Origin of the sequence: Methylobacterium oryzihabitans (genome assembly GCF_004004555.2) — a bacterium.
In the GTDB taxonomy this organism is placed as follows: Bacteria; Pseudomonadota; Alphaproteobacteria; order Rhizobiales; family Beijerinckiaceae; genus Methylobacterium; species Methylobacterium oryzihabitans.
In genome coordinates, this window is sequence record NZ_SACP01000005.1 from 183,931 (window position 1) to 208,860 (window position 24,930).

The window sequence follows — 24,930 nt, forward strand, 5'->3', positions numbered from 1 at the left end:
GCGGACGAAGCGTTGGCCTGCCAACGCACGTCTGCTTGGGCCGCGGAGCCGCGCTCCGGCGTTGGGGTCAGCGCCCGCACAGGGCGGCGAAGGCGGTCGGCGTCGGCACCCCGCCGCCCTCGGAGAAGCGGGTCGGCGTGCACAGGCCCGGATTGGCGCCGCAATAGCCGTCGAAGCCGAAGCGCGCCGCGGTGTCCCGCGGGGCCGGGGAGAGGCCGCCGACGGTCACGACGACGACGGAGCCGGGCTGGTCGAGGGTGAGGCAGGCCTGCGGGCTCGCCTGGCGGGTGCAGACCCGGATCTCGCCCTCGACGAGGGTGATGACCGAGCGCGTGCCGGTGGTCCAGACGTCGAACACCGTTCCCCGGACGCCGATCGTCGCGACCGGCGTCTTGATCTCGTAGGCCTTCTTGTCGAGGTCGCCGGTGACGAAGCGGTAGGTGCCCTTGAGGAGGTTGAGCGCCACCTTCCCGGCCGGCCGCTCCTCCGAATAGACGTACTGGTTGAGCGCGATGCGCGCGTTCGGCCCGATCGACAGGTTGGTCTGGTCGAGGAAGACGATCTTGGCGAGGCTGTCGGCCCCGGTCTGCACCGCCTCGTCCCGGAACACCGTGTCGCCCTCGGCGAGGCTGTTGCGCTGGGACTGCTTCAGGCGCGAGACGTCGTTCCGCACGAGCGTCGTCGCACCGATCTGCTGGGCCACCGCCGCGCCGGTTCCGCCGAGCGCGAGCCCGCCGGCCGACACGGCGAGACAGATCCGTCTGACGAGGCTCATCGCGACCCAGTCCCTCGAAGAAGAAGTCGCGCGATTGTAGACGCGGCGCCCGCGGCGGCAACGGGGCCGGGCGCTTTTCCCGGCCGTGTCGCAAATTGACGGCAGTCGCGCGATCCTCGAAGTCTCCCCCCGGCCGAGGGCTACCGGGCCCCGGCGGCGGCCGGAGGGCCGCTCGGGTAGAGATCGCGCGGATCGGCGCCGATCTGACGCCGGAGGGTCGCGATCGCCTCCGGCGGCAGCGCCTCGATCCAGGCCCGGAAGCGGGCGTGGTCGGGCCGGTCCCGGGCGCCGGCGGGCGGCGTCTCGCCGAGGGCCTCGTAGGAGGCCGCGTAGGTCGCGACGCGGTTGACGCTCGCCGACCGGCTGCGGCCGAGGGCGAGACCGCTCGCCTTGACGCCGAGCAGGAACACCCGGTCGCCGATCTCGGACAGCGGCGGGGGCACCAGCGCCCAGTGGCCGAGGAGGTGGAAGGCCGCCGGAAGGAAGAGGTAGCCGCTGGCGTCGACGAAGCCGTCCGCCTCCTCGTCGGGCAGCGGCATGACCGTCAGGTCGGGGCGCCGGAGCCGGCGGGGAGCCGCGACGACGCCGCAATCCTCGAACCCGACGCGCAACGCCGCCAGAAGGCAGTTCTCGACGTGGTCCGGCTCGTACCAGCACCCGGCATCGAGGACGCAGATCGCCGTGTAGCCCCGGGCGGCCGCGAGCAGGCCCCCGGCCGCCAGGGCCGCGCGGCCCTCGCTGCCGCCCTCGCCGCCGCCCTCGCCGCCGCCCTCGCCGCCGAGGCGGACGTGGTCGGCGACGAGCCCGTCCAGGCCCTCCTGCGGCGGGCCGGTCGCGATCAGGAGATGGTCCGCCGCCACGGTCTGCCGCGCCACCGACTCGATGCAGCGCCGCAGCGTCCCGGCCTCCTCCGGCCCGTAGGCCGTCACCACGGCGATGCGCGGGGCGCCGTCCCTCAGCGTCGCGGTCCAGAGCGAGCCGCGCTCCCGCAGCCGGTCTCGGGCATGGTCGCGGTTGGCGCCGATGCGCTCGCGGGTCGGCGGATCGAGGTCCCGGCGCGCCAGCAGGATCGCGCAAGCGACGAGGCAGTCCATGGGCCGGCCGGCCCAGTAGGCGTTGACCGCGAACTCGTCGACGAGCCCGACGGCGTGGATCCAGGGCTGGAGGAACAGCCCCGCCTCCGGCGGCGGGCGCCCGAGCCCGCGTCCCGCGGCGGCGAGGCCGCGGGCCCATTCGCCGCGCTGCCGGCAGATCAGGGCCGCGGCGTGCAGCGCCTCGACGCGCTCCGGCACGGTCGCGCTCGCGCGGTCGAGCACCGACAGCACCGCCTCCGTCGGGGCCCCCTGCCCTGCCATCAGCTTGCCGGCGTTGAGCAGGCTCTCGAACACCTCCTGGTCCCAGAAGCCGAGGCCGGCCCGGTCGAGGTAGACCGCGACCGCCCGCTCGGGGCGTCCGGCATCGCGCAGGCTCTGGGCGAGGTAGAAGGTATAGCGGGCGCGCAGGAACGGATCGTCCTCGCCGGCCAGCGCCGCCTCGAGCAGAGCCGCATCCCGGGCGAACTTGTCGGCGTCGCGCGAGCGCGCGCCGTCGCCGCCGTAGACGACGTGCAGCCCCGTCGCCACGCCGTGCGACCGCGCGGAAGGCGGGATGTCGAGGAATTCGTGCAGGACCGAGCGGTAGCGGAAGGCGAGGCGGTTCGAGACGAGCTGCGGCCGGCGGTACACCGCGCCGCCGTGATGGATGTCGAGGTCGTAGACGTCCGCGGCCAGCCCGGCCTTGAAGGCCGCGGGGTCGAAGCCCGGCGCGACGGCGAGCCAGTCGTCGGCGTCGAGCACCAGCGCGTAGTCGATCGCCGGATCCTGCCGGAGCAGCGCGAGCGCGGCGCTGCGGTTGTGGGCGAAGTCCCGCCACGGCTGCCCGGTCACCGTGGCGGGAATCCCGTGGCGGGCGAAATAGGCCCGCACGATCTCCGGGGTTCCGTCCTGCGACCCGGTATCGACCACGACGGCGCCGTCGAGGAGGGGCCGGGCGCTGTCGAGGCAGCGCTCCACGACATGCGCCTCGTCCCGGACGATCATGCAAAGGCCGATGGTCGGCACCGATCCGCTCCCCCGACACATCGCCGCTCGGCCCGGCGAAGCACGGCCGGTGACGATCGGCAAGAGGTCCCTCGCCTCGTCTTCCTGTCGCGGATCGGAATCCGCCCGCGCCCGGTCGCGGTGCCCGCGCACGCGGCACTCGTCTCGCCGCGGGCGCACCGGGCCATGACCATCCCCGTGCCGGATCGGATCGTTGGACACGGCGCGAGACGTCGCCGCGCCACAGTATTGTGCTCACCGAAATGCCGGCAAATGATCGTGGCGCCGGCACGGCTGCCTCGACGTGCGGCGGCGGATTCGACTGACGAAGACCGGAGGTCATCGGGCGCAACCCGTGCCTCGACGCCACATCATCTGGGAGATCGTCGTGCCGACGACGGTCCCGGCTAGGCGCGAGACCCGGGAACGCCTAAGACACGACCTCGACCCACGCCGACAACAACACGAGGGCGGGGTCGGACGATTTCGACGTGCCGGCACGCCGGAGGCACGGGCGCGAGACGGGGCCGGGGGCATGGTTCAGCACAAGCGCGACGCGCTGCTCACAACGGTGTTCGTCGGCAGCGCCGTCTTCGCGCTCTTGCTGCAGGGCGTGCCGGCCCGGCCGGCGGGCCGAGCGGCGCGGGCGGGGCCGGCGGACGCGGCTACACCTACCCCACGGGCGACGGCCCCCTGGTCGAGAGCCCGGGCGGCGCGGGCGGCGTCGCCGGCACGAACGCGTCGCGCAACGGCGGCGACGGCGGCGACGCACCGGCCTCCTCGACGAGCGGCGCCGGCGGCGGCGGCGGTGGGGCCAGCGGCAACGACCCCAACGCCCCCCTGCCGATCGACAATGCGGGCACGCTGACCGGCGGCGACGGCGGCCGGGGCGGGCGGGCGATCAACTACGACACCGCGCGGCCCGAGAGCTTCCAGGGCGGCGGCGGCGGCGGGGCCGGCGGCGAGGGGGGGATCGCCACGCAGCCGGGCTTCAACCGGTCCGGCGGCCGCATCCAGGGCGGGGCCGGCGGCGCGGGCGGCGACGGGCAGGCGGCCGGCGGCGGCGGGGTCGGCGGCATCGGATTGTTCAACCCCGGGTTCGGCACCTTCACCAATGCCGGAGCGATCCTGGGCGGCACCGGCGGAGCCGGCGGCGGCACGGCGCGGGCGGATGGCGGCTCCGGCGGGGCCGGCGTCGTCCTGTCCAACACGAACCTCTTCACCAACCTGGCGGCCAGCACGGTCACCGGCGGGGCCGGCGGCGTCGGCGGGACGCTCGGCTTCTTCCGCCAGGCTCCGCGCACGACCCCGGGTGCGTCCGGCGACGGCGGCGCCGGGCTGTCCGGGGCGACCGGCGCGAGCGTGGCCAATGCCGGCACCATCCGGGGCGGGACCGGCGGTGCCGGTGCGGTCGGTGTCCCCGGCTTCGTCGAGATCACAGGCCCCTCGGGGGCGACGGTCGCCACCGGCGGAACCGGGGGGACCGGCGGGGCCGGCGGCCGGGGCGGGGCCGGCGTGGACGTCGCCGGCGTGGCGAGCTTCCGCAATACCGGCACGCTGTCCGGTGGTGCGGGCGGCACCGGCGGGACGGGCGGCGCCGCCAACGGCGGCGGCGAGAGCGGTTTCGACGGCCCGCCCGAGGCCTCCGGCGGCGCGGGCGGGACTGGCGGCACCGGCGGGACGGGTCTGCGGATCGGCGGCGGGACCGGCCTGAGCAATGCCGGGACCGTTCGGGGCGGCAGCGGCGGACAGGGCGGCGACGGCGGCCTGTCGGGCTTCGGCACGCTCAGCCGGAGCGGGAACGGCGGCCAGGGCGGCGCGGGCGGCATCGGGGCGCAGGTCGCCGCCCCCGACTTCACCAATTCCCGGCTCATCGTCGGCGGCGTCGGCGGCGCGGGTGGGGCCTTCGGCGCGGCCGGCGCGTCGGGGGCGTCCGGTCCGTCGGGCGTTGCCGGCAGCGGCGGCACCGGCGGCACCGGTCTCGTGCTGGACGGGACGACCCGCCTCACCAACGCACCGTTGGCCAGCATCTCGGGCGGCAACGGAGGGGCGAGCACGACCGCCGGCGGCGCCGGCGGGATCGGCGTGTTCGCGCCCTCCGGCGGCACCCTCATCAATGCCGGGACGATCAGCGGCGGCGGCGGGTTTCAGCGCGGCAGCACCGGCGCCGCGGGTTCGGGCCCGGGTGGGACGGCCATCGTCGGCGCCGATCTCGCCATCGTCAATTCCGGCACCATCGCCGTCGGGGACGGCGCCACCGGCCCGGCCGGCCCGGGGACCGGTCGCGCCATCAGCTTCACCGGCGGGCTCAACAGCCTCACGCTGACCGGCACCTCGCAGATCGACGGGACGGTCGCCGCCTTCAGCGCCAACGACCGCCTCGTCCTCAGCGGCGCGAGAGACGGCAACTTCTCCGCCGCCGCGATCGGGACGCAATACCAGAATTTCGGCGTGTTCCAGAAGGTCGATGCCGGGGTCTGGACCCTCACCGGAACGACCGCGGCGGCGACCCCCTGGCAAGTGCTCGGCGGGACGCTCGCGATCGGGGCGGATGGCAGCCTCGGCGCGTCGTCGGGCGGGATCCTGCTGGACGGCGGTACGCTCCAGATCACCGCCCCCCTCTCGACCAATCGCACCGTCACCCTGGGGGCGGCCGGCGGGACGATCGACACGCGTTCCCGCTCGCCGATGACCGCGGGCGGGCCCTTCGTCGGCACGGGCGGGCTGACGGTGACGGGGGGCGGCCGCCTGACGCTGTCGGGGGCCAACACCTATACCGGCGAGACGACGGTCGATTTCGGCACGCTGACGCTGGCGGCCGGCGGCTCGCTGGCCTCGTCGGTCACGACGCTGGTCGGCGGCCGCTTCTCCAACGCCGGAACGGTCGCCGGCAGCCTCACCAATGCCAGTTCCGCGACCAACGACGGCACCATCGCGGGGCCCGTCGTCAACAGCGGCACCTTCGTCAACCGCGGCACCGCCGGCGCGCTCACCAGCACCGCCGGCAGCGTGACCAGCACCGGCACGTTCACCGGCGCGGCGACGATCACCGGCGGCAGCCTCGTGCTCGGTTCCGGCAGCCTCCTCGACGGCGCGCTGACGAACGGCGCCACGGTGACGGCCCAGGGTCGCATCGCCGGCCCGGTGACGAACCTCGCCGGGGCGAGCTTCACGCTGTCGGGGCCGCTGGCCGACCTCACCGCCCTGAGCAACGCCGGCACCGTGAGCCTCGCGGGCAACGGCCTCGGCATCGGCACCCTGACCGGCGAGGGCGGGGTGATCCAGAACGCCTCCGGCACGGCGGCGACGCTGACGCTGGGAGCCGGCAGCAGCGGGAGCGTGCTGCAGGACGGCGTGGGCGGCGGCGCCCTGTCGGTGGCCAAGGTCGGGGCCGGACCCCTGACGCTGACAGGCGCCAACACCTACAGCGGCGCGACGACGATCGCCGCCGGCACGCTGGCGCTCGCCGGCTCGGGCACCCTCGCCGCGTCGAGCGGCCTCACCCTGGCCGGCGGCGCCACCTTCGACATCGCCGGCCTCACCGATGGCGGCCTCGCCATCCGCAGCCTCGCCGACGACGCCGCGGGCGGGACCGGCACCGTGGCGCTCGGCGCCAACCGCCTGACCCTGACGGACGCCTCCGGCAGGTTCTCCGGCCCCATCACCGGCACCGGCGGCCTGACGCTCGCCGGCGGCAGCCAGACCCTGACCGGCGCCAGCAGCTATACCGGTGCGACGACGATCGCGGCCGGCACGCTGGCGCTCGCGACCGGCGGATCGCTGGCCTCGTCGGTCACGACGCTGGTCCCCGGCATCTTCTCCAACGCCGGAACGGTCGCCGGCGGCCTGACCAATGCCGGCACCGCCACCAACGACGGCACCATCGCGGGGCCCGTCGTCAACAGCGGCACCTTCGTCAACCGCGGCACCGCCGGCGCCCTCACCAGCACCGCCGGCAGCGTGACCAACACCGGCACGTTCACCGGCGCGGCGACGATCACCGGCGGCAGCCTCGTGCTCGGTTCCGGCAGCCTCCTCGACGGCGCGCTGACGAACGGCGCCACGGTGACGGCCCAGGGTCGCATCGCCGGCCCGGTGACGAACCTGACTGGAGCGAACTTCACGCTGTCGGGGCCGCTGGCCGACCTCACCGCCTTAAGCAACGCCGGCACCGTGAGCCTCGCGGGCAACGGGCTTGCCGTCGGCACCCTGACCGGCGAGGGCGGGGTGATCCAGAACGCCTCCGGCACGGCGGCGACGCTGACGCTGGGCTCCGGCAGCAGCGGCGGGAGCGTCCTGCAGGACGGGGCGGGCGGCGGCGCCCTATCCGTGGCCAAGGTCGGAGCCGGAACCCTGACCCTGACCGGCGCCAACACCTATTCGGGCGGCACCGCGTTCAACGGCGGCACGCTCCTCGCCGCCAGCGACGCCAGCCTCGGCGCGGCGACGGGAGCCTTGAGCTTCGGCGGCGGCACCCTCGCCACTGGCGCGACCTTCACCACCGGGCGCACGCTGACGCTCGGCGCGGCGGGAGGCACGCTGGCGCCCGAGGCCGGCGGCAGCCTCACCCTCACCGGCATCGTCGCCGGCTCCGGCGGGCTCACCGTGGGCGGCACCGGCCGCGTCGTCCTGACCGGAACCGGCAGCTACGGCGGGGGCACCACGGTGAATGCGGGCGCCACCCTGCAACTCGGGGACGGCGGCACCACCGGCGCGATCGCCGGCAACGTCCTGGCCAACGGCACCCTGACGCTCGACCGCTCGGACCGGGTGGAGATCGCCGGCATCATTTCGGGCTCGGGCACCCTGAACCAGTCGGGCCCGGGCCTGACGGCGCTCACCGGCAGCAACGGCCCGGGGGCCCAGTTCACCGGCACCGCCACCGTGACCGCCGGCACCCTCGCGATCAACGGCACCTTCGGCGACACCGCCGGCAACCGCGCGGTCGTCACCGTCGGGGCCGGCGGCACTCTGCTGGGGTCCGGCACCATCGCGGGCTCGGTCGCGGTCAACGGCGGCACCGTCTCGGCCGGCAACTCGCCGGGCACGCTGACGGTCGCGGGCAACTACACCCTCGCTCCGGGCTCGACCTCGCTGTTCGAGTTCGGCAGCCCCGGCATCGTCGGCGGCACGAGCAACGACCTCATCGTCGTCAGCGGCGACCTCCGGCTCGGCGGCACGCTCGGCCTCGTCTCGGCGAACGCGGCCACGGTCCCGCCGGTCTCGGGCGCCTACCGATTGTTCAACGTCGGCGGCACGGTCTCGGGCGCCTTCGACGCCATCACGACGCCGGGCCCCGGCACGGCGGCGCTCGTCTACACCAATATCCCGAACCAGGTGAACGCGCTGCTCACCAACGGCAACCAGTCGGTGCAGTTCTGGGACGGCACCGACACCACCGGCGCCGCGGCCGGCGGCCAGGGCGGCACCGGCACCTGGAGCGCGGGCGGCACCAACTGGACGCGCCTGCCGGGCGGGCAGATCAACGACCTCTGGCGCTCCGGCGTCGGCCTGTTCGGCGGCAGCGCCGGCACGGTGACGGTGGCCGGGGCCCAGGCCGTCCAGGGCTTGCAGTTCACGGTCGACGGCTACCGGCTCGACGGCAGCGGCACGCTCACCCTCACCGGCGATCCGTTCACGACCCTGAGCCAGAGCTTCGTCACCGTCGATACGGGCGTGTCGGCGACCATCGCCACCGCACTGACCGGGCAAAATGCCGGGATCGGCCTGCGCAAGCTCGGCGACGGCACGCTGACGCTCTCCGGCATCGGCACCTATACCGGTGCGACGACGATCGCGGCCGGCACGCTGGCGCTCGCGACCGGCGGATCGCTGGCCTCGTCGGTCACGACGCTGGTCCCCGGCATCTTCTCCAACGCCGGAACGGTCGCCGGCGGCCTGACCAATGCCGGCACCGCCACCAACGACGGCACCATCGCGGGGCCCGTCGTCAACAGCGGCACCTTCGTCAACCGCGGCACCGCCGGCGCCCTCACCAGCACCGCCGGCACCGTGACCAGCACCGGCACGCTCCTCGGCGCGGCGACGATCACCGGCGGCAGCCTCATGCTCGGTTCCGGCAGCCTCCTCGACGGCGCGCTGACGAACGGCGCCACGGTGACCGCCCAGGGCCGCATCGCCGGGCCGGTGACGAACCTGACTGGAGCGAGCTTCACGCTGTCGGGGCCGCTGGCCGACCTCACCGCCCTGAGCAACGCCGGCACCGTGAGCCTCGCGGGCAACGGCCTCGGCATCGGCACCCTGACCGGCGAGGGCGGGGTGATCCAGAACGCCTCCGGCACGGCGGCGACGCTGACGCTGGGTGCCGGCAGCAGCGGCAGCGTCCTGCAGGACGGGGCGGGCGGCGGCGCCCTGTCCATGGCCAAGGTCGGGGCCGGAACCCTGACGCTGGTGGGGGACAACACCTACAGCGGCGGAACCCGGGTCGCGGGCGGCGTCCTGGCGCTCGGCCGCCCGGGCGCCGCGGGAACCGGGACGATCGCCCTCGACGCCGGCACCCGCCTCGCCTTCCTCGGCAGCGGCTACACGGTCGCGAACGCCCTCCGTCTCACCGGCCCCGCCGCCGCGACGATCGATTCCGGTCCGGGCACGGTCGCGCTGTCGGGTCCGATCTCCGGAGCGGGCGCGCTGGAGAAGGCCGGCCTCGGCACCCTGGTGGTGACCGGCAGCGGAACCCATACCGGCGCCACCGCGGTCGCGGCCGGCATCCTCCAGGTCGACGGGGCGTTCACCGGCTCGTCGATCCTGACGGTCGGGCCGGGTGCGGGCCTCACCGGAACCGGGCGGACCGGTGCGGTCGCGGTTCAGTCGGGCGGCTTCGTGGCGCCCGGCAACGCCGCCAACCCCACCGGCACCCTGACCGCCGAGGGGCCGGTGGTGCTCCAGGGCGGCGCGACGCTGGCGACGACGCTGTCGCTGACGGCGGCGAGCCAGCTCGTCACCGCCTCCACGGCGGCGATCGCCTCCGGGGGCATCCTGCAGATCACCCCATCGGCCCTCACCTACTCGACGCCGGTGCGGCTGCCGATCCTGGTGGCGGGCGCGGGGCTCACCGGGCAGTTCAGCACCGTCACCTTCACCGCGCCGGTGCGCGGCCTCCAGCCGACGGTCGGCTACGACGCCAACACCGCCTTCCTCCAGTTCGGCGAGTCGGCGCCCGACGGCCCGACGCCGCCGGGACCGGACCTGACGAGCGCGATCGCCGCGGCGCAGGGACTGGCGCGCGACCGCATCGGCGCCTTCGTCACCCAGCGCGTCCTCGGCAGCGTGCTGACCGGCTTCAACCAGCAGATCAGTTGCGGCGACTGCTTCAGCGGCTTCGGCATGGCCGGGTCCTACAGCGTCGGCGCGCAGGGGCGGAAGGCCCTGACCGAGGAGCTGATCGCCATCGGCGGCTTCGCCTATACCGGCTACGACAGCGGCCGCGTCCGGGTGTCCGGCGCGCCGATCTTCGCCGGCCTGCTGCGCTACGATCCGGCCGGATTCGGCGCGGCGCGGCCGTTCGTGGATGTCGGCGGCCTGTTCGCGCCGAGCCAGAGATCGACCTACAGCCGGATCTACAGCTTCGGCACCATGACCGGCCAGGGCACCGGGCAGATCGCGAGCACCGGCGCCTCGGTCTTCGCCCGGGTCGGCACCGTCGCCCGGCTGTCGCCGCAGGACGAGATCGCGGCGGCCGTCGAGTACAGCCGCGGCTGGCAATTCGCCGGCGCCTACAACGAGGGTTTGCTCGCCCCCAACCCCTACGCCCTGGCGAGCACCGGCGGCACCGACGTCATCAACATCGCGAAGCTCGGCGGGCAGTACACGCACCTGTTCGGCAGCGCGATCGAGACGCAGATCAACCTCGGCGTCGCCCACGGCTTCGACCTCAGGAGCGGCCTTCGCGGCACGGTGGCCGGCATGCCGTTCACCACCCCGATCAAGGATCTCACCTGGGCGGAATACGGCGCGCGGGTCAGCTACCGCTTGCAGCGCAACCTCGCCCTCGACGCGTTCATCCTCGGCACGCTCGGGCCGCGGCCGGTCGGCGACACCATCCATGGCGGCGCCTCGGTGCGCTACGCGTTCTGACGCCTCTCGCGGCCAGCGGCGGCACCGATCCCGGGCGGTTCTCCGGCCGGGGCGTCCTTCGCCGGATCGGCCGGATCGGCCGCCGCGTCGGGCCGGGACGGCTGCTGGCCGGCGGCCTGCTCGTGCTGCTGCTGCTCGTGCGGATCACCGATCCTCCCGCGGTCGAGGCCCTGCGCCTGCGGACCTTCGACGCGATGCAGGCGCTCGCCCCCCGGGTGCCGCCGGCCGAGCGCCCGGTGGCCATCGTCGACGTCGACGAGGCGAGCCTCGGGGAGTTCGGCCAGTGGCCGTGGACGCGCACGCGGCTCGCCGCGATCTGCCGGGCGCTCCAGGAGGCCGGGGCGGCGCTCGTCGCCTTCGACATCGTGTTCTCCGAGCCCGACCGGCTGTCGCCGCCGCTCCTGGCCCGGACCGTGCCGAACCTGAGCGAGGCGGCGCGCGCCGACCTTCGGGCACAGCCCGACAGCGACGCGGTCTTCGCCGCGGCGATCGGGCGGATGCCCGTCGTGCTGGGGCAGACCGCCACGACCACGCCGGTCGCCTGGACGGGGGACGGGCCGCCGCCGCAGACCGGCACCGCGGTGGTGGGAACGCATCCCGACCCCGAGACGGCGCTCGTCGCCTTTCCCGGCCTCGTGCGCAACCTGCCGGTGCTGGAGCGCGCCGCCGCGGGGCGGGGCGTCTTCACGATCAGCCCGGAGCGGGACGGCGTGGTGCGGCGGGTGCCGCTGGTGCTGCGGGCGGGCGGCACCGTCGTGCCGACCCTGGCGCTCGACATCCTGCGGGTGGCGACCGGGGCCGACACCCTGCTGATCCGCACCGACGAGGCCGGCGTCGTGTCGCTGCGCCTGCCCGACCTCACCGTGCCGACCGATCCGCGGGGCCAGATCTGGGTGCGCTTCGGCCCGCACGATCCGGGGCTCTACGTGTCGGCCCGGGACGTCCTGAACGGGACGGTGCCGCCGGGGCGGTTCCGCGACCGGATCGTCCTCGTCGGCACCTCGTCGGTCGGCCTGCTCGACAACCGCACCACGCCCCTCGACCGCGCGATGCCGGGCGTCGAGGTCCACGCGCAGCTCCTGGAGAACCTCCTGACCGGCACCACCCTCACGGTGCCGAACGAGGCGGTCCTGATCGCGGTCGGCGCGACGGCGGCGGCGTCGCTCGCCATCATCCTGGTCGCGCCGATCCTCGGCGCCCTCGGCCTGCTGCTGTTCGGCGCCGTCGTGGCGGCGCTGTTCGTCGTCGCGTCCTGGCACCTGTTCTCGGGGCACGGCATCCTGTTCGATGCCACCTACCCGCTGCTGGCGACCTCGCTGGTCTATCTCACCCTCGTCTTCACCAACTACTTCCGCGAGCAGGCCGGGCGCCGGCGCATCCGCCTCGCCTTCGGCCGCTATCTCTCGCCGGACCTCGTCGAGCAGCTCGCCCTCTCGCCCGAGCCGCTGCGCCTCGGCGGCGTGGAGCAGCGCCTGACGATCATGTTCTCGGACGTGCGCGGCTTCACCACGATCGCGGAGTTCTACAAGACCGATCCGGCCGGGCTGACCGCCCTGATGAACCGCTTCCTGACGCCGCTGACCAACGCCATCCTCGACCGCAAGGGGACGATCGACAAGTACATGGGCGACGCGATCATGGCGTTCTGGAACGCGCCGCTGCCCAACGCCGAGCACGAGGCCCACGCGGCGGCGGCCGCCCTCGACATGCTGGCGCGGATGGACGCCCTGAACGCCGCCCGCCGGACCGAGGCGGAATCGGGCGGGCACCCGGTCCTGCCGCTCGACGTCGGCATCGGCATCAACACCGGAGACTGCGTGGTCGGCAACATGGGCTCCGACCTGCGCTTCGACTACTCGGTCCTGGGCGACCCCGTGAACGTCGCCTCGCGGCTCGAAGGGCAGTCGAAGTTCTACGGGGTGAAGATCGTCCTGGGCGAACCGACCGCGCAGGCGATCCGCGACCGCTTCCCGGTGCTCGAGATCGACCTGCTCCAGGTAAAGGGCAAGACCGAGCCCGTCGCCCTCTTCACCCTCGTCGGCGACGAGGCGTTCCGGCGGTCCGAGCGGTTCGGGCAGCTCGCAGCCCGGCACGCCGGGATGATCGCGGCCTACCGGGCCCGGCACTGGGACGAGACCGAGGCGGCCGCGCAGGCCTGCCGCGCGCTGGCGGTGGGGCTGCGGATCGACGGCCTCTACGCGCTCTACGCGGAACGCGCCGAGGCCTTCCGGCGCGAGCCGCCGCCGGAGGGGTGGAACGGCGTCACCGTCGCCACCACGAAGTAGCCGGCGGGGCGCCCAGGCGGGACGCGGCCTGCCGCAGGCCGGGCATGGCGGGTGCGCCGCGCGGGATGTCCGGGGGCCTCGCGGTGTCGATCAGGCCGGTTCCGCCCCGCTCACCGCTTCGAGGACCAGCGCCAGCGCGGTCGCGGCGAAGGTCTCCATGTTCGCGGCCCTGTCGGCCGAGCCGGTCTCCACGGTCCTGACGAGGTCCCGGGGCCCGCTGACGGCACAGCACATGTGCCCGGCCGGGTCGCCGTAGCGGTTCCCCGACGGGCCGGCAGCGCCCGTCTCGGCCAGCCCCCATGTCGACCCGAGCCGCTGCCTCGTCGTGCTCGCGAGGAGCTGCGCATAGGGCTCCGACGCGGACCGCAGGCCGTCCATGGCCGCAGGCGTGATCCCCAGCAATCCGTCCCGGGCCGCCGCCGTGTAGACCACGGCACCGCCCATGAAGTAGGCCGACGCACCGGCCTCGGCCAGCAGGGCGGCCGAGACCAACCCGCCGGCCGACGATTCCGAGACCGCGATCGTCTCCCCACGCTGCCTGAGACGCGCGGCGAGTTCGGCGGCCAGTCTCTTCAGTTCGGACATCGTCGGCTCCCCTTGTCGGATCGTGCGCGATCCGGACGATCGCCCCGCGGTCCCTGCGGGATCGTGGCGATCGCCGTGCAACCGCCGAGGCGATGCGGAGATCGACCCCGCTCACGCGCCGCGCGGGCTGGGGATCAGTATCACACCAGCCGCAGCAGCAGCGCCACCGCGGCGACCGCCATCACCAGCATCGTCACCAGGATGCCGCCGCCGCGGCAGGCGAATTGCTGCGCCGAGTTCTTCGCCGCGACCATTCCGACCGGGTGCAGCACCCGCGCCACCAGCAGGAGGGCGAGCAGGCCCTGGATCAGCCCGCGGGCGGCGCCGTGCGCCTCCAGCAGGCCGACCAGCAGCAGGGCGAGCGGAACGTACTCGGCGAAGTTGGCCTGCGAGCGCATCCGCACGAGCAGCACGTCGTCGCCGCCGGTGCCGTGCAGGACGTTGGCCGACAGGCGGCGCGCCATCACCCAGCCCGACAGGGCCAGGAACACCAGGGTCAACAGGGCGGCGTAGACGGCCGTCGTCGCGGGAAACACCACGGGAACACCCTCCTCTGCGGTGGACGGAAACATAGCTCGGCGCCGGACGCCGGCGAGGCCGGTGCGGCGGGCAGCCGTCATGCCCGGCCCGAAAGCCCGTCGATCCCGGGTCGACCTCCGGTCGTCCGCGGGCTATTGCACGGGGCGCGATTGCGGCGGGCGTCCGTCCGGCTCACCGGCGCCGAACAGCTTGCGCAGGAAGCCCGGGGCGATGGCCGAGAGCGGGTTGACGCTGATGCTCGGCGCGCTGAGCGCCCCCGCGACCCGGAAGTTGATCGCGAACAACCCCTCGTTGTGGCCGCCGCCGAGGAGCGGCCCGAACAGCGGCACCTGGGCGACCACGTTGTTGAGCCCGTAGAGCGGCACGAAGGTGCCGGCGACGTCGGCCCGGTCGCGGCCGGTATCGAGCCAGCCGCCGAGGGTGAAGCCCATCGCCGGGCCGGAGATCGCCGCGTCGGAGAAATCGATCCGGGTGCCGGTGCGGGTGAAGTTGGCGAGGAAGCGGTCGAAGCCGACGTCGTTCTCCGGGCCGCCGCGGCTGCCCGAGCCGGTCCGGTCCTCCGGCGCGTCGCCCTGGGCCATGATCCGGTTGAGGGCCGGCTCGTTGCGCAGGGTGAAGGTGCGGATCTGAACCGCGCCGCTCTGCGGGCCGTCGTTCATCGTCATCTGCAGTTCGAGCCGGCCGCCCTGCATCCGCTTGTAGATGTCGAGGAAGCGCAATGCTCCGCCGGCGTCGTTGGTGGTCGCGGTCAGCAGCGGCGGGGTGCTGCGGTCGCCGCGGGCGACGTCGACCGTGACCCCGGCCGAGCGCAGCCGGCCCTGGATCCGCGCCTGCCGCAGGTCGTCGCCGCGCAGCGACAGCTTGAGGCTCGCATTGGTCAGGGCCTCGTCGTTGAAGCCGGTGAGGATCGCGAAGCTGAGATCGGCCTCGACCTCCTTCGGCGCCGCGTCTTTGCCGCCCTTGCGGGGCGGGGCGCTCATGGCGCGCAGGAACGGCCGCGCATCGGCGTTGGCGCCCTTCACGCTGACCCGGTAGCCGCCGCCGGCCCGTTCGATCTGCGCCCGCATGTCGTCGCCGGCCGAGAGCTTGAGGCTGGAGAACTCGGCCCGCTCCAGGGTGCCCTCCCCCGACAGGCTGGCGCTGCCGCGGGCCTGAACGGTGCCGGCTTCCAGCGCGATGTCGCGCAGCTCGACCCCGCCGGCGCCGTCCACCAGCCCGAGGCTGAGCCGCCCGGGCCGCCCGGCGGCCTTGGTCCAGCCGGGCACGAGCCCGTCGACCGCCGCCTTCGACAGGTCGGCCTCGATCCGCACCACCGGCTTGCCGGGGCGGCCGAACGGCACCACGATCCGGGCCGGGATCGGGCCGGCGAGCGCCGGCGCGGCGGGCAGGCCGCGGCGGGTCCGCGCCGCGTCGTCGAGGGTCGCAGTGACCAGGACCTCGCCGGGGCCGCCGGCCTTGGGCTGGTGCAGGTCGACGGCGATCGGGGTGCCCGACAGCCGCGCCTCGCCCTTGAGCGAGAACGCGCCGCGGTCGTAGGCGAGCGCGAAGCGCCCGTTCTCGATCCGCTCCTTGCCGGCGACGCGCTCGACCGCGAGGTCGGTCAGGGTGCCCGACATCACCGCCGGAAGGTCGGCGAGGTCGGGCAGGTGCTTGAGGTCGAGCGGGAAGTCGATGCGCAGGTCGCTCGCGCCGCGGATCGCCGCCGGGTCGAGGTCGGTCCCGGTCACGCCGCGGAAGAGCTTCGATTGCAGCAGGGCCGCCAGCGCGTCGGCGCCGCCCGTGAGGCGCAGCCCGATCACCGCGACGGTGCTCTGGGGCGTCGCGTCCTTGATGACGAAGGAGCCGTCCTGGATCGCCAGCACGCGGTTCTCGGCGGCCTGGATCTCGGCCGCGACGTTGCGGATCGTCGTGTTGCGGCCGGTGACGATCCCCGAGACCCGGCCGCGCGACAGCGGCGGCGCGTCGGGCGAGACCTGGAGCGCGCCGTCGCTGACCGCGAAGGCGATGCGCACGGAACGGTCCGGCATCGGGTCGCCGCGGGCGGCGGCGGTGAACTCGGCCATCGTCATGTCGACGAGGATGTCGAGGCTGTCGAGGTGGCCGCCGCGCAGGTTGTCGACGAGGTAGTCGCGGATCGGCGGGGCGATGTTCTCCGGCCACAGCCGCAGGGCGTCGCGTCCCTCGGCGCCGTCGGCGGTGATCCGCAGGGTCAGCCCGCCCTCGTCCGAGCGGGTGCCGACCGTGCCGGAGATCCGCCCGCTCAGGGTGTCGCCCTTGAGGGTCAGCTCGTCGATCTGCACGCCGCCGTCGCGGCCGGTCAGGCGCGCGGCGAGCGCCGCGATCCGCACCGGCCGGTCGGCGCTCGTCGTCCCGCGCAGGGTCGCGTCGCGCCCGCTCAGCGTCGCGGTCCAGGTCGGGTCGCTTCCGGGCGGGCCGGCGACCCACTCGCCCTGGAGCCGGGCGGCATTGCCGCCGCCGCGATAGTCGAGGGCGGCGATCTGGAGCGCCCGGCGCGCCTCGTCCCATGTCGCATCGACCGAGACCTGCTCGATCGTGACCGGGTTGAAGTCCTTCTCCTCGATGAGCGCGGTGCCCTCGCTGGTGCGCAGGGCCAGCGACATCGTGTCGAGGCGGGCGGCGTGCATCGCCACCGTGGCGCGCCCGGAGACGCGCAGGTCGGTGGCGAGCGGCAGGCGCGACTGGCCCGACAGCAGCAGCAGGTCGGTCACCGGCAGGTCGTCGAGGGTCAGCACGCCGCGCCGGCCGCCATCGGCCGCCTGCTCGACGTCGCCGCCGAAGCGCCACGGCCCGTGCGGGCCGACGACGCGCATCTCGAACACCCGCGCCGGGCGGGTCGCGTCGCGCACGAACAGGCCGTCGACGCGCTGGAACACCGCGCGCTCGGCGCCGTCCTCGTCGGTGAGGGTCAGGCGGGCATTGGTCAGGCGGGCCCGGTCGAGGGCGCCGGTGACGCCGGACGGATCGAGGACGAGGCCGAGGATCGAGGCCATCGTCGCCGAGACCGGCGAGACGGTGCCGCGGGCGGCATCGACCTCCGGCACGGTGCGGGGCGTCGCCTCGGCCGGGTCCGGGCTCGCCGCGAAGGCGATCGAGCCGTCGTGGTGCAGCAGGGCGCGCAACTGGAGGTCGCGGAACTCGACCGAGCGCGGCTGGACCGACAGGGTGAGCAGCGACCACAGGTCGAGGCTGACCAGGGCGAGCGGCGCGCGCACCACCAGCGCGCCTTCCGGATTGCGGATGTCGAGGCCGCTCGCGCGCAGGGCCAGCGCCCCGTCCTGGTCGATCTCGATGGCGCTGCCGGTCAGCGAGACCGTCCAGCCCGGGCCGAGCCGCGCCGCGATCGCGTCGGCGACCATCGGCTCCAGGCGGGCGAAGCTGACCGGGCCGCTGGCGAGGCGCAGATAGGCGAGGCCGCCGGCGGCGCCGAGCAGCAGGGCGACGGCGAACTTGAGCACCAGCATGCCGCGCACGCAGCGGCCGACCGCCGAGGGGCGCCTGGCGGAACGGATCCTGCTACGGGGTGGGGTGGCCTGATCCATGCCTCTCGTCGCCGTCGGCCACCGCCTCTGCGCGGGCGACCGCTACCGCCTCGATCACCCGGTGACCCTTCCTTAAGGGTCGCGGGCCTCTCCCTGTACGGGGCGGGGCGCGTGGGCGCCCGCCGCCGGCGCGGGACGTTTCCGCCCCGCCGACCGCACGATCCGACGCACACCATCAATCGGCCGAAAGGAAGGCACGATGCCCCTGAATCCAGGCGATCCGGCTCCGGACTTCGATTTGCCGGTCACCGGCGGCGAGACGATCAGCCTCGCGGGCCTCAACGGCCGCAAGGCGGTGCTGTACTTCTACCCGAAGGACGACACCAGCGGCTGCACCCTCGAGGCGCAGGCGTTCAACGGCCTGAAGTCCGCCTTCGACGAGGCCGACACGGTGGTGATCGGGATCTCGCCCGATCCGATCAGGAGCCACGACAAGTTCCGCGCCAAGTACGGACTCGACCTGCCGCTCGCCTCCGACGAGTCGAAGGCGATGCTCGACGCCTACGGCGTGTGGGCCGAAAAGAGCATGTACGGGCGCAAGTACATGGGGGTCGAGCGCACCACGGTCCTGCTCGACCGCGACGGCCGCGTCGCCCGGGTGTGGGCGAAGGTCAAGGTCCCGGGCCACGCCGACGAGGTGCTGGCGGCCGCCCGGGCGCTCTGAGCGGGCCTACGCCGCCGCCCGTTCCCGCTGCGCCGCCTCCAGCGCCCGCACCCGCGGGATCACCTCGCGGCCGAGATGCGGATCATGAAAGTCCCGAACAGGGTGTTCAAAGGCAGAGAATTTTCTTGTTGTGCCACCATCAAAAAGGTTTTTCTCCTGCATCCTGTTTCAGAGGAACGTTCATCGATCCCCGCGGCAGGCCTTCGACCTTTGGCCGAACCCGGATGCGGCCGCCGCCGCTGGTTCGATAAATCGAACGAGCGGCGGCTCAGACCCGTCGATCGCGGGACATTCCCGCCGGGCGCGCTCCGAAACCCGTGTCGTCAGGGGTGTCGGAACGATGTTCCCCCGCATGGCGGGACGCCGGAGAAGGATCATCTCGCGCAGTACGTTCTTTAAAAACTCCGTTTCATTGACCGCGGCGTCCGCCGGCGGCACGATGGCGACATCGATTTCACCGCGGTTTCCACTTGCAGAAACCCGGTGCGACCGCCCGTTCATCTGCCGGATCGGAACCCGCATGACACGTCCGCGCCTCGTCGGCTTCAGCGCCAACCTCCAGCGCCCGTCGAAGACCCGCACCCTGGTCGAGGGGCTCGCCGACGCAGCGGCCGCGCGCTCCGGGCTCGAGGTCCGGCTGTTCGACGTCGTCGATGCCGGGACCGGCCTCGGGGCGGCACAATCCCGCGCACAGCTCTCGCTGCCGGCCCGGCGCGTGGTCGAGGCGATCGAGGAGGCCGACGCCCTCGTGGTCGGCACGCCGGTCTACAAGGGCGCCTATACCGGGTTGTTCAAGCACCTGTTCGACCTGATCGAGCCGGACGCGCTCGCCGGCAAGCCGGTCGCCCTGGTGGCGACCGGGGGCGGGCCGCGCCACGCCCTCGTGGTCGAGCATTCCCTGCGGCCGCTGTTCGGGTTCTTCAACGCCTTCGCGGTGCCGACCGCGGTCTACGCCTCCGACGCCGACTTCCGCGACGGCGTCCTCGTCGAGCCGGGCGTGCGCCGCCGCCTCCAGGACGCCGCCGACCAGCTCGCCGCCCTGCTCGCCGGGCGCCTCGCGGCCACCGCCGCCGAGGCCCGCGCGGTCGCCGGGGCCGGCCGATGATCTCGCGCCGCGCGCTCCTCGCCGCCGGTGCGGTCCTCGCCGCCGCCCCGGCCCGCGCCGCCGGGACCGGCCGCCTGCGGATCGGCTACCAGAAGGGCGGCCTCCTCGCGGTCGCCAAGCAGCAGGGTCGGATCGAGGCCGCCCTCGACCGGCTCGGCTTCGGGGTGTCCTGGGTCGAGTTCTCGTTCGGCCCGCCGCTCCTCGAGGCGCTGAGCCTCGGCAGCATCGATTTCGGCCAGACCGGCGACGCGCCGCCGATCTTCGCCCAGGCCGCCGGCGGCTCCCTCGTCTACGCGGCGGCGCAGGAGGTGTCCGGCGCCAACTCGGCGATCCTGCTGCCGAAGGGTTCGGGGATCCGGTCGCTCGCCGACCTGAAGGGCAGGCGCGTCGCCTTCGCCAAGGCGTCGAGCGCGCACAACTTCACCATCGCGGCGCTGGAGAAGGCCGGGCTGACCTACGCCGACATCGAGCCGGTGACGCTGACGCCCGCCGACGCGGCCGCGGCCTTCGCCCGCGGCAGCATCGACGCCTGGACGATCTGGGATCCGTACTTCGCCATCGCCGAGGCCGGCAGCGGCGTGCGCGTGCTCACCACCGCCAGCGACGTGGCGCGGCCGAACAACTTCTTCCTCGCCCATCGCGGCTTCGCCGCCGCCCATGCCCCGGTGCTCCAGGCCGCCCTCGACACCCTCGGCGAGGTCGCGCGCTGGTGCGCGGCCAACCGCGGCGAGGTGGCGGGGCTGGTCGCGACGGCCACCGGCGTGCCGCTCGCCGCCACCGAGCGCGCGGCGGCCCGCACCGACTACCTCATCGGCCCGCTGACGCCCGCGGTCGTCGCCGAGCAGCAGCGGGTCGCCGACCGCTTCCATGCTCTCGGGCTGATTCCGAAGCCGATCCGCGTCGCCGACGCGATCTGGGCACCGCCGGCCAGGAGCGGGTGAGGCGCGCATGTCCGAAGCCCGCACCCGCGCGCTCGCGCGCCTCACCCCCTGGCTGCTGCCCCTCGGCGTGGTCGCCGTCTGGCAGGCCGCCGGGGCCGCCGGCCTGATCCCGGGCCAGATCATGCCGACGCCGGCCGAGGTCGCCGAGGCCGGCTGGCGCCTCGGCCGCACCGGCGAGCTGTGGACCAATCTCGGGGTCAGCTTCCTGCGCGCGCTGGCCGGGCTCGTCGTCGGCGGCGGCATCGGCTTCGCGCTCGGCCTCGCCAACGGCCTGTCGCGCACCGCCGACCTGGCGACCAACACCACGGTGCAGATGATCCGCAACGTCCCGCACCTGTCGCTGATCCCGCTGGTGATCCTGTGGTTCGGCATCGGCGAGGAGGCGAAGCTGTTTCTCGTCGCGCTGGGAGTGTTCTTCCCGATCTACGCCAACACCCATCACGGCATCCGCTCCGTCGACCCGCAGCTCGTCGAGATGGGCCGGGTCTACGGCATGTCGCGCTGGACGCTGTTCCACCGGGTCGTGCTGCCCGGCGCCCTGCCGTCGATCTTCGTCGGCCTGCGCTACGCGCTCGGCATCATGTGGCTGACCCTCATCGTCGCCGAGACGATCTCGGCCTCGTCCGGGCTCGGCTACATGGCGATGCAGGCGCGCGAGTTCATGCTCGTCGACGTGGTCGTGCTGGCCATCGCGATCTACGCCCTGCTCGGCAAGGCCGCCGACGCCCTGACCCGGAGCCTGGAGCGGCGCTGCCTCGCCTGGAACCCGGCCTACGCCTGACCCGCCCTGCCCGCCCCCGCGAGACCCCCGCCGATGATCGCCTTCGCCCTGCGCCGCCACGACGCTCCCGCCCCGTCACTGCGGCGCAAGGCGGCCGCGCGCGCCTCGTCCCGCCCGCTGCGCCCGCCTCCGTCGCCCGGTCGCGCCGGTCTGTCGGTCGCCCTGCGCGGCCTCGGCAAGGCGTTCGGCGGCCGTCCGGTCCTCGACGCGCTCGACCTCGACATCCGGGCCGGCGAGTTCGTGGCGGTGGTCGGGCGCTCGGGCTGCGGCAAGAGCACCCTGCTGCGGCTGATCCTCGGGCTCGAGGCGCCGACGACCGGGACGGCCGCGGTCGACGGCGCGGGTCCGCGCCGCATCATGTTCCAGGAGCCGCGCCTGCTGCCCTGGGCCAGCGTCGTCGACAACGTCGCGGTCGGCCTCGGCCCCGACGTGGCGCGGGCGGAGCGTCGTGCGCGCGCCGGGGCGGCGCTGGCGGCGGTCGGCCTCGCCGACAAGGCGGGGGCGTGGCCCGCGACCCTGTCGGGCGGCCAGCGCCAGCGGGTCGCCCTCGCCCGCGCCCTGGTCAGCGGCCCGGGGCTGCTCGCCCTCGACGAGCCGCTCGGCGCCCTCGACGCCCTCACCCGCATCGAGATGCAGGACATGATCGAGGGGCTGTGGCGCGACCAGGGCTTCACCGCCCTCCTCGTCACCCACGACGTCGCCGAGGCGGTGGCGCTCGCCGACCGGATCCTCGTGGTCGAGGACGGCCGCATCGCGCTCGACCTGCCGGTGCCGGTGGCGCGCCCGCGCCGCCGGGGCGATGCCGCCCTGGCCGCCCTCGAAGGCCGCATCCTCGACCACCTGCTCGGCCGCGCGCCGCAGGCCGCCTGAACGCGCCGCCGCGCCCATCCTTCGGGAGACCCCCCTTCATGTCCGGACAGACCGACGTCCTCTGGTTCCTGCCCACCCACGGCGACGGCCGCTACCTCGGCGCCCAGGAGGGCGCGCGGGCGGTGAGCCTGCCCTACCTGCGCCAGATCGCCCAGGCCGCCGACGAGCTCGGCTATTTCGGCGTGCTGCTGCCGACCGGGCGCTCGTGCGAGGATTCCTGGGTCGTCGCCTCGGCGCTCGCCCCGCTGACCCGCCGCCTGCGCTTCCTCGTGGCCGTGCGGCCGGGCCTGCAGGAGCCGGCGGCCGCCGCCCGCATGGCCGCGACCCTCGACCGGATCTCGGACGGGCGGCTGCTCATCAACGTCGTCACCGGCGGCGACCCGGTGGAGCTGCGCGGCGACGGCGTGTTCCTGTCCCACGACGAGCGCTACGCGGTGACGGACGAGTTCCTGCACATCTGGCGCAACCTGCTCTCGGGCGAGACCGTGACCTACGAGGGCCGCCACCTGCGGGTCGAGGACGGCCGGGTGATCTTCCCGCCGGTGCAGCGGCCCTACCCGCCGCTGTATTTCGGCGGCTCGTCGGAGGCGGGCATCGCGGTCGCGGCCGAGCATTGCGACGTCTACCTCACCTGGGGCGAGCCGCCGGCCCTGGTGGCCGAGAAACTCGCGGCGGCCCGGAACGCCGCCGCGACGAAGGGCAAGACCTTCTCGTTCGGCATCCGCCTGCACGTCATCGTGCGCGAGACCGAGGCCGCCGCGTGGGACGCCGCCGAGAGCCTAATCTCCCGCCTCGACGACGCGACGATCGCCCGGGCGCAGGCGACCCTGAAGCGCCAGGATTCGGTGGGCCAGAGCCGGATGATGAGCCTGCACGGCGGCGACCGCAGCCGGCTCGTCGTGTCGCCGAATCTGTGGGCCGGGGTCGGGCTGGTGCGCGGCGGCGCCGGCACCGCGCTGGTCGGCTCGCCCGATCAGGTCGCCGACCGGATGAAGGAGTACATCGATCTCGGCATCGACCGCTTCATCCTGTCGGGCTATCCGCACCTCGAGGAGGCGTACCGCTTCGCCGAACTCGTCTTCCCGAAGCTGCCGCTGCGCGCGTCCACCGGCGTGCCGACGCGCGGCGCCCGCAACGACGGCCCGTTCGGCGAGGTGATGGCCAACGACATCGTGCCGGCGCGGCGGGTTGCGGCGCATTGAGGGGAGCCCTGCGGCGGGCGAGCTTCACAGGGTTCGGGGACCGGCGGACACTTCGGCCGGTACCTCCTCCCTCGGGACGCCCGCCATGACGCCGACCATCGCCATCGTCGCCCCCGGAGCCATGGGCAGCGCCCTCGCCCGCCGCCTGACCGAATCCGGCGCCCGCGTCCTGACCTCGCTGGAGGGGCGCGGGCCCGAGTCGCGCCGGCGGGCCGGGGCCGCCGGCATGGAGGCCGCCGACGACGCGACGATCGTCACCGAGGCCGACATCCTGCTGTCGATCGTGCCGCCCTCCGAGGCGCTGGACCTCGCCCGCCGCTTCGCCGGGGCCATCGCCCGGGCCGGACGCGGCCCGGTCTTCGTCGATGCCAACGCGGTCGGGGTCGACACCGTGACGGCCGCCGACGAACTCGTCTCCACGGCGGGCGGACGCTTCGTCGACGGCGCGATCATCGGCCTGCCGCCCAGGCCCGGCGAGACCGGGCCGGTCCTCTACCTGTCGGGGCCGCATGCGGGCGCGGTCGCCGCGCTCTCCGGCCTCGGGCTGCGCCTGCGCACCATCGACGGCCCGGTCGGCGCCGCCTCGGCGCTGAAGCTGTCCTATGCCGGCATCACCAAGGGGCTCACGGCGGTCGCCACCGCGATGATCCTCGCCGCCGAGCGCGCCGGGGCCGGCGACGCCCTGCGGGCCGAACTCGCCGCCAGCCAGCCGGCCCTGCTGTCGCGCTTCGCCGCCACCCTGCCCGACATGGTGCCGAAGGCCTATCGCTGGGTCGCCGAGATGGAGGCGATCCGCGACTTCGTCGGCACCGGCTTCCCGGAATCGGCGATCTACGACGGTGCCGCCGGGCTCTACCGGCGCATCGCCGCGGACCGGCAGGGGGCCGGCGCCGAGATCGCGGCGCTCGACCGCTTCCTCGCCGGCGGGGGACAGAACTGAGCCGCGTCGCCGCGCCGGTCGGGCGGACCGTGCCGACGGCCCGCCCCGGCCCTCACCAGGACCCGGTATTCGCCATCGACAGCCACGGCTCCGCCGGCTCCCTGGCGCCGCCCTTCTGCAGGATCTCGATCGAGATCCCGTCCGGGGAGCGCACGAAGGCCATGTAGCCGTCGCGGGGCGGACGGTTGATGGTGACGCCGGCCTCCTGGAGCCTGCGGCAGGTTTCGTAGATGTCGTCGACCTGATAGGCGAGGTGGCCGAAGTTGCGCCCGCCGGCATACTCCTCCGGGTCCCAGTTGTAGGTCAGTTCGAGCAGCGGCGACTTGGTGTCCTTGGCGCGGGCGGCATCGCCGGGGGCGGCGAGGAACACGAGGGTGAAACGGCCCTTCTCGCTCTCGACCCGGCGCACCTCCTGGAGGCCGAACTTGGTGCAGTAGAAGTCGAGCGCCCGGTCGAGATCGGCGACCCGGACCATCGTGTGCAGGTATTCCATGGCATGTCCTCAGGCTG

At 74.3% G+C, this 24,930-nt stretch carries 16 protein-coding genes; 9 read left to right on the forward strand and 7 right to left on the reverse strand.

The window, feature by feature from the left end; all coding sequences use genetic code 11:
• Positions 1-67: 67 nt before the first annotated feature.
• Together EOE48_RS07690 and EOE48_RS07695 are read right to left on the reverse strand one after the other, a co-directional pair.
• Complete coding sequence (locus tag EOE48_RS07690) at positions 68-775, reverse strand: FecR family protein (RefSeq protein WP_127728200.1); 708 nt, start codon at positions 773-775, stop codon at positions 68-70.
• A 140-nt stretch (positions 776-915) separates the two neighbouring features.
• Positions 916-2,874, reverse strand: a complete 1,959-nt coding sequence (locus EOE48_RS07695) for a tetratricopeptide repeat-containing glycosyltransferase (protein WP_187371340.1) — start codon at positions 2,872-2,874, stop codon at positions 916-918.
• Between the two features lie 1,062 nt (positions 2,875-3,936).
• Between EOE48_RS07695 and EOE48_RS07700 the strand changes: the two genes are divergently transcribed.
• Both EOE48_RS07700 and EOE48_RS07705 read left to right on the forward strand, forming a co-directional pair.
• A complete protein-coding gene (locus EOE48_RS07700; protein ID WP_127728202.1) occupies positions 3,937-10,947 on the forward strand; it encodes a beta strand repeat-containing protein in 7,011 nt (2,336 codons plus the stop codon).
• Positions 10,948-11,063: 116 nt separating this feature from the next.
• Complete coding sequence (locus EOE48_RS07705; protein ID WP_425463631.1) at positions 11,064-13,232, forward strand: CHASE2 domain-containing protein; 2,169 nt, start codon at positions 11,064-11,066, stop codon at positions 13,230-13,232.
• Positions 13,233-13,322: 90 nt separating this feature from the next.
• Here EOE48_RS07705 and EOE48_RS07710 read toward each other — a convergent pair whose 3' ends face one another.
• From EOE48_RS07710 to EOE48_RS07720, 3 genes are all read right to left on the reverse strand, one after another.
• The gene (locus EOE48_RS07710) at positions 13,323-13,817 is read right to left on the reverse strand and encodes a CinA family protein (RefSeq protein ID WP_127728203.1); all 495 of its coding nucleotides are present in this window, start codon (positions 13,815-13,817) and stop codon (positions 13,323-13,325) included.
• Positions 13,818-13,957: 140 nt separating this feature from the next.
• Positions 13,958-14,356, reverse strand: a complete 399-nt coding sequence (locus tag EOE48_RS07715; RefSeq protein ID WP_127728204.1) for an MAPEG family protein — start codon at positions 14,354-14,356, stop codon at positions 13,958-13,960.
• Positions 14,357-14,488: 132 nt separating this feature from the next.
• Positions 14,489-17,917 (reverse strand): YhdP family protein, encoded by a 3,429-nt coding sequence (locus EOE48_RS07720; protein WP_127728205.1) that lies wholly within the window; start codon positions 17,915-17,917, stop codon positions 14,489-14,491.
• Positions 17,918-18,116: 199 nt separating this feature from the next.
• On the opposite strand from EOE48_RS07720, the gene EOE48_RS07725 reads away from it, so the two are divergent.
• Positions 18,117-18,581, forward strand: coding sequence for a peroxiredoxin (locus EOE48_RS07725; protein WP_127728206.1), 465 nt, complete (start codon positions 18,117-18,119; stop codon positions 18,579-18,581).
• A gap of 6 nt (positions 18,582-18,587) precedes the next feature.
• Here EOE48_RS07725 and EOE48_RS29110 read toward each other — a convergent pair whose 3' ends face one another.
• Positions 18,588-18,743, reverse strand: a complete 156-nt coding sequence (locus EOE48_RS29110) for a hypothetical protein (protein WP_187371341.1) — start codon at positions 18,741-18,743, stop codon at positions 18,588-18,590.
• A gap of 358 nt (positions 18,744-19,101) precedes the next feature.
• Between EOE48_RS29110 and msuE the strand changes: the two genes are divergently transcribed.
• The 6 genes from msuE (at position 19,102) to EOE48_RS07760 (ending at position 24,420) form a co-directional block, all read left to right on the forward strand.
• Positions 19,102-19,686: an FMN reductase gene (gene msuE, locus EOE48_RS07735; protein ID WP_127728207.1), complete on the forward strand. Its 585-nt coding sequence runs from the start codon at positions 19,102-19,104 to the stop codon at positions 19,684-19,686.
• A complete protein-coding gene (locus EOE48_RS07740) occupies positions 19,683-20,627 on the forward strand; it encodes an aliphatic sulfonate ABC transporter substrate-binding protein (RefSeq protein ID WP_127728208.1) in 945 nt (314 codons plus the stop codon). Before msuE ends, EOE48_RS07740 begins: the two co-directional genes overlap by 4 nt.
• A gap of 7 nt (positions 20,628-20,634) precedes the next feature.
• Positions 20,635-21,408 carry an ABC transporter permease subunit gene (locus EOE48_RS07745; protein WP_127728209.1) on the forward strand — a complete coding sequence of 258 codons (774 nt, stop codon included), beginning with the start codon at positions 20,635-20,637 and terminating at the stop codon, positions 21,406-21,408.
• Positions 21,409-21,441: 33 nt separating this feature from the next.
• A complete protein-coding gene (locus EOE48_RS07750; protein ID WP_127728210.1) occupies positions 21,442-22,278 on the forward strand; it encodes an ATP-binding cassette domain-containing protein in 837 nt (278 codons plus the stop codon).
• Positions 22,275-23,480 carry an FMNH2-dependent alkanesulfonate monooxygenase gene (gene ssuD, locus EOE48_RS07755; RefSeq protein WP_425463632.1) on the forward strand — a complete coding sequence of 402 codons (1,206 nt, stop codon included), beginning with the start codon at positions 22,275-22,277 and terminating at the stop codon, positions 23,478-23,480. The genes EOE48_RS07750 and ssuD overlap by 4 nt, the downstream gene beginning before the upstream one ends.
• Positions 23,481-23,565: 85 nt before the next feature.
• Entirely contained in the window at positions 23,566-24,420 is an 855-nt protein-coding gene (locus EOE48_RS07760) for an NAD(P)-dependent oxidoreductase (protein WP_127728212.1), read from the forward strand.
• 52 nt (positions 24,421-24,472) lie between these two features.
• Here the strand turns inward: EOE48_RS07760 and EOE48_RS07765 are convergent, their stop codons facing one another.
• Positions 24,473-24,913 carry a VOC family protein gene (locus tag EOE48_RS07765; protein WP_127728213.1) on the reverse strand — a complete coding sequence of 147 codons (441 nt, stop codon included), beginning with the start codon at positions 24,911-24,913 and terminating at the stop codon, positions 24,473-24,475.
• Between the last annotated feature and the right edge of the window lie 17 nt (positions 24,914-24,930).

Bases quoted from the DNA above. Each gene is read 5' to 3' on its own strand.
- EOE48_RS07690 (WP_127728200.1), bottom strand. From the start codon at position 775: ATGAGCCTCGTCAGACGGATCTGTCTCGCCGTGTCGGCCGGCGGGCTC.
- EOE48_RS07710 (WP_127728203.1), bottom strand. From the start codon at position 13,817: ATGTCCGAACTGAAGAGACTGGCCGCCGAACTCGCCGCGCGTCTCAGG.
- EOE48_RS07720 (WP_127728205.1), bottom strand. From the start codon at position 17,917: ATGGATCAGGCCACCCCACCCCGTAGCAGGATCCGTTCCGCCAGGCGC.
- EOE48_RS07725 (WP_127728206.1), top strand. From the start codon at position 18,117: ATGCCCCTGAATCCAGGCGATCCGGCTCCGGACTTCGATTTGCCGGTC.
- EOE48_RS29110 (WP_187371341.1), bottom strand. From the start codon at position 18,743: ATGCAGGAGAAAAACCTTTTTGATGGTGGCACAACAAGAAAATTCTCT.
- msuE (WP_127728207.1), top strand. From the start codon at position 19,102: ATGACACGTCCGCGCCTCGTCGGCTTCAGCGCCAACCTCCAGCGCCCG.
- EOE48_RS07740 (WP_127728208.1), top strand. From the start codon at position 19,683: ATGATCTCGCGCCGCGCGCTCCTCGCCGCCGGTGCGGTCCTCGCCGCC.
- EOE48_RS07745 (WP_127728209.1), top strand. From the start codon at position 20,635: ATGTCCGAAGCCCGCACCCGCGCGCTCGCGCGCCTCACCCCCTGGCTG.
- EOE48_RS07750 (WP_127728210.1), top strand. From the start codon at position 21,442: ATGATCGCCTTCGCCCTGCGCCGCCACGACGCTCCCGCCCCGTCACTG.
- EOE48_RS07760 (WP_127728212.1), top strand. From the start codon at position 23,566: ATGACGCCGACCATCGCCATCGTCGCCCCCGGAGCCATGGGCAGCGCC.
- EOE48_RS07765 (WP_127728213.1), bottom strand. From the start codon at position 24,913: ATGGAATACCTGCACACGATGGTCCGGGTCGCCGATCTCGACCGGGCG.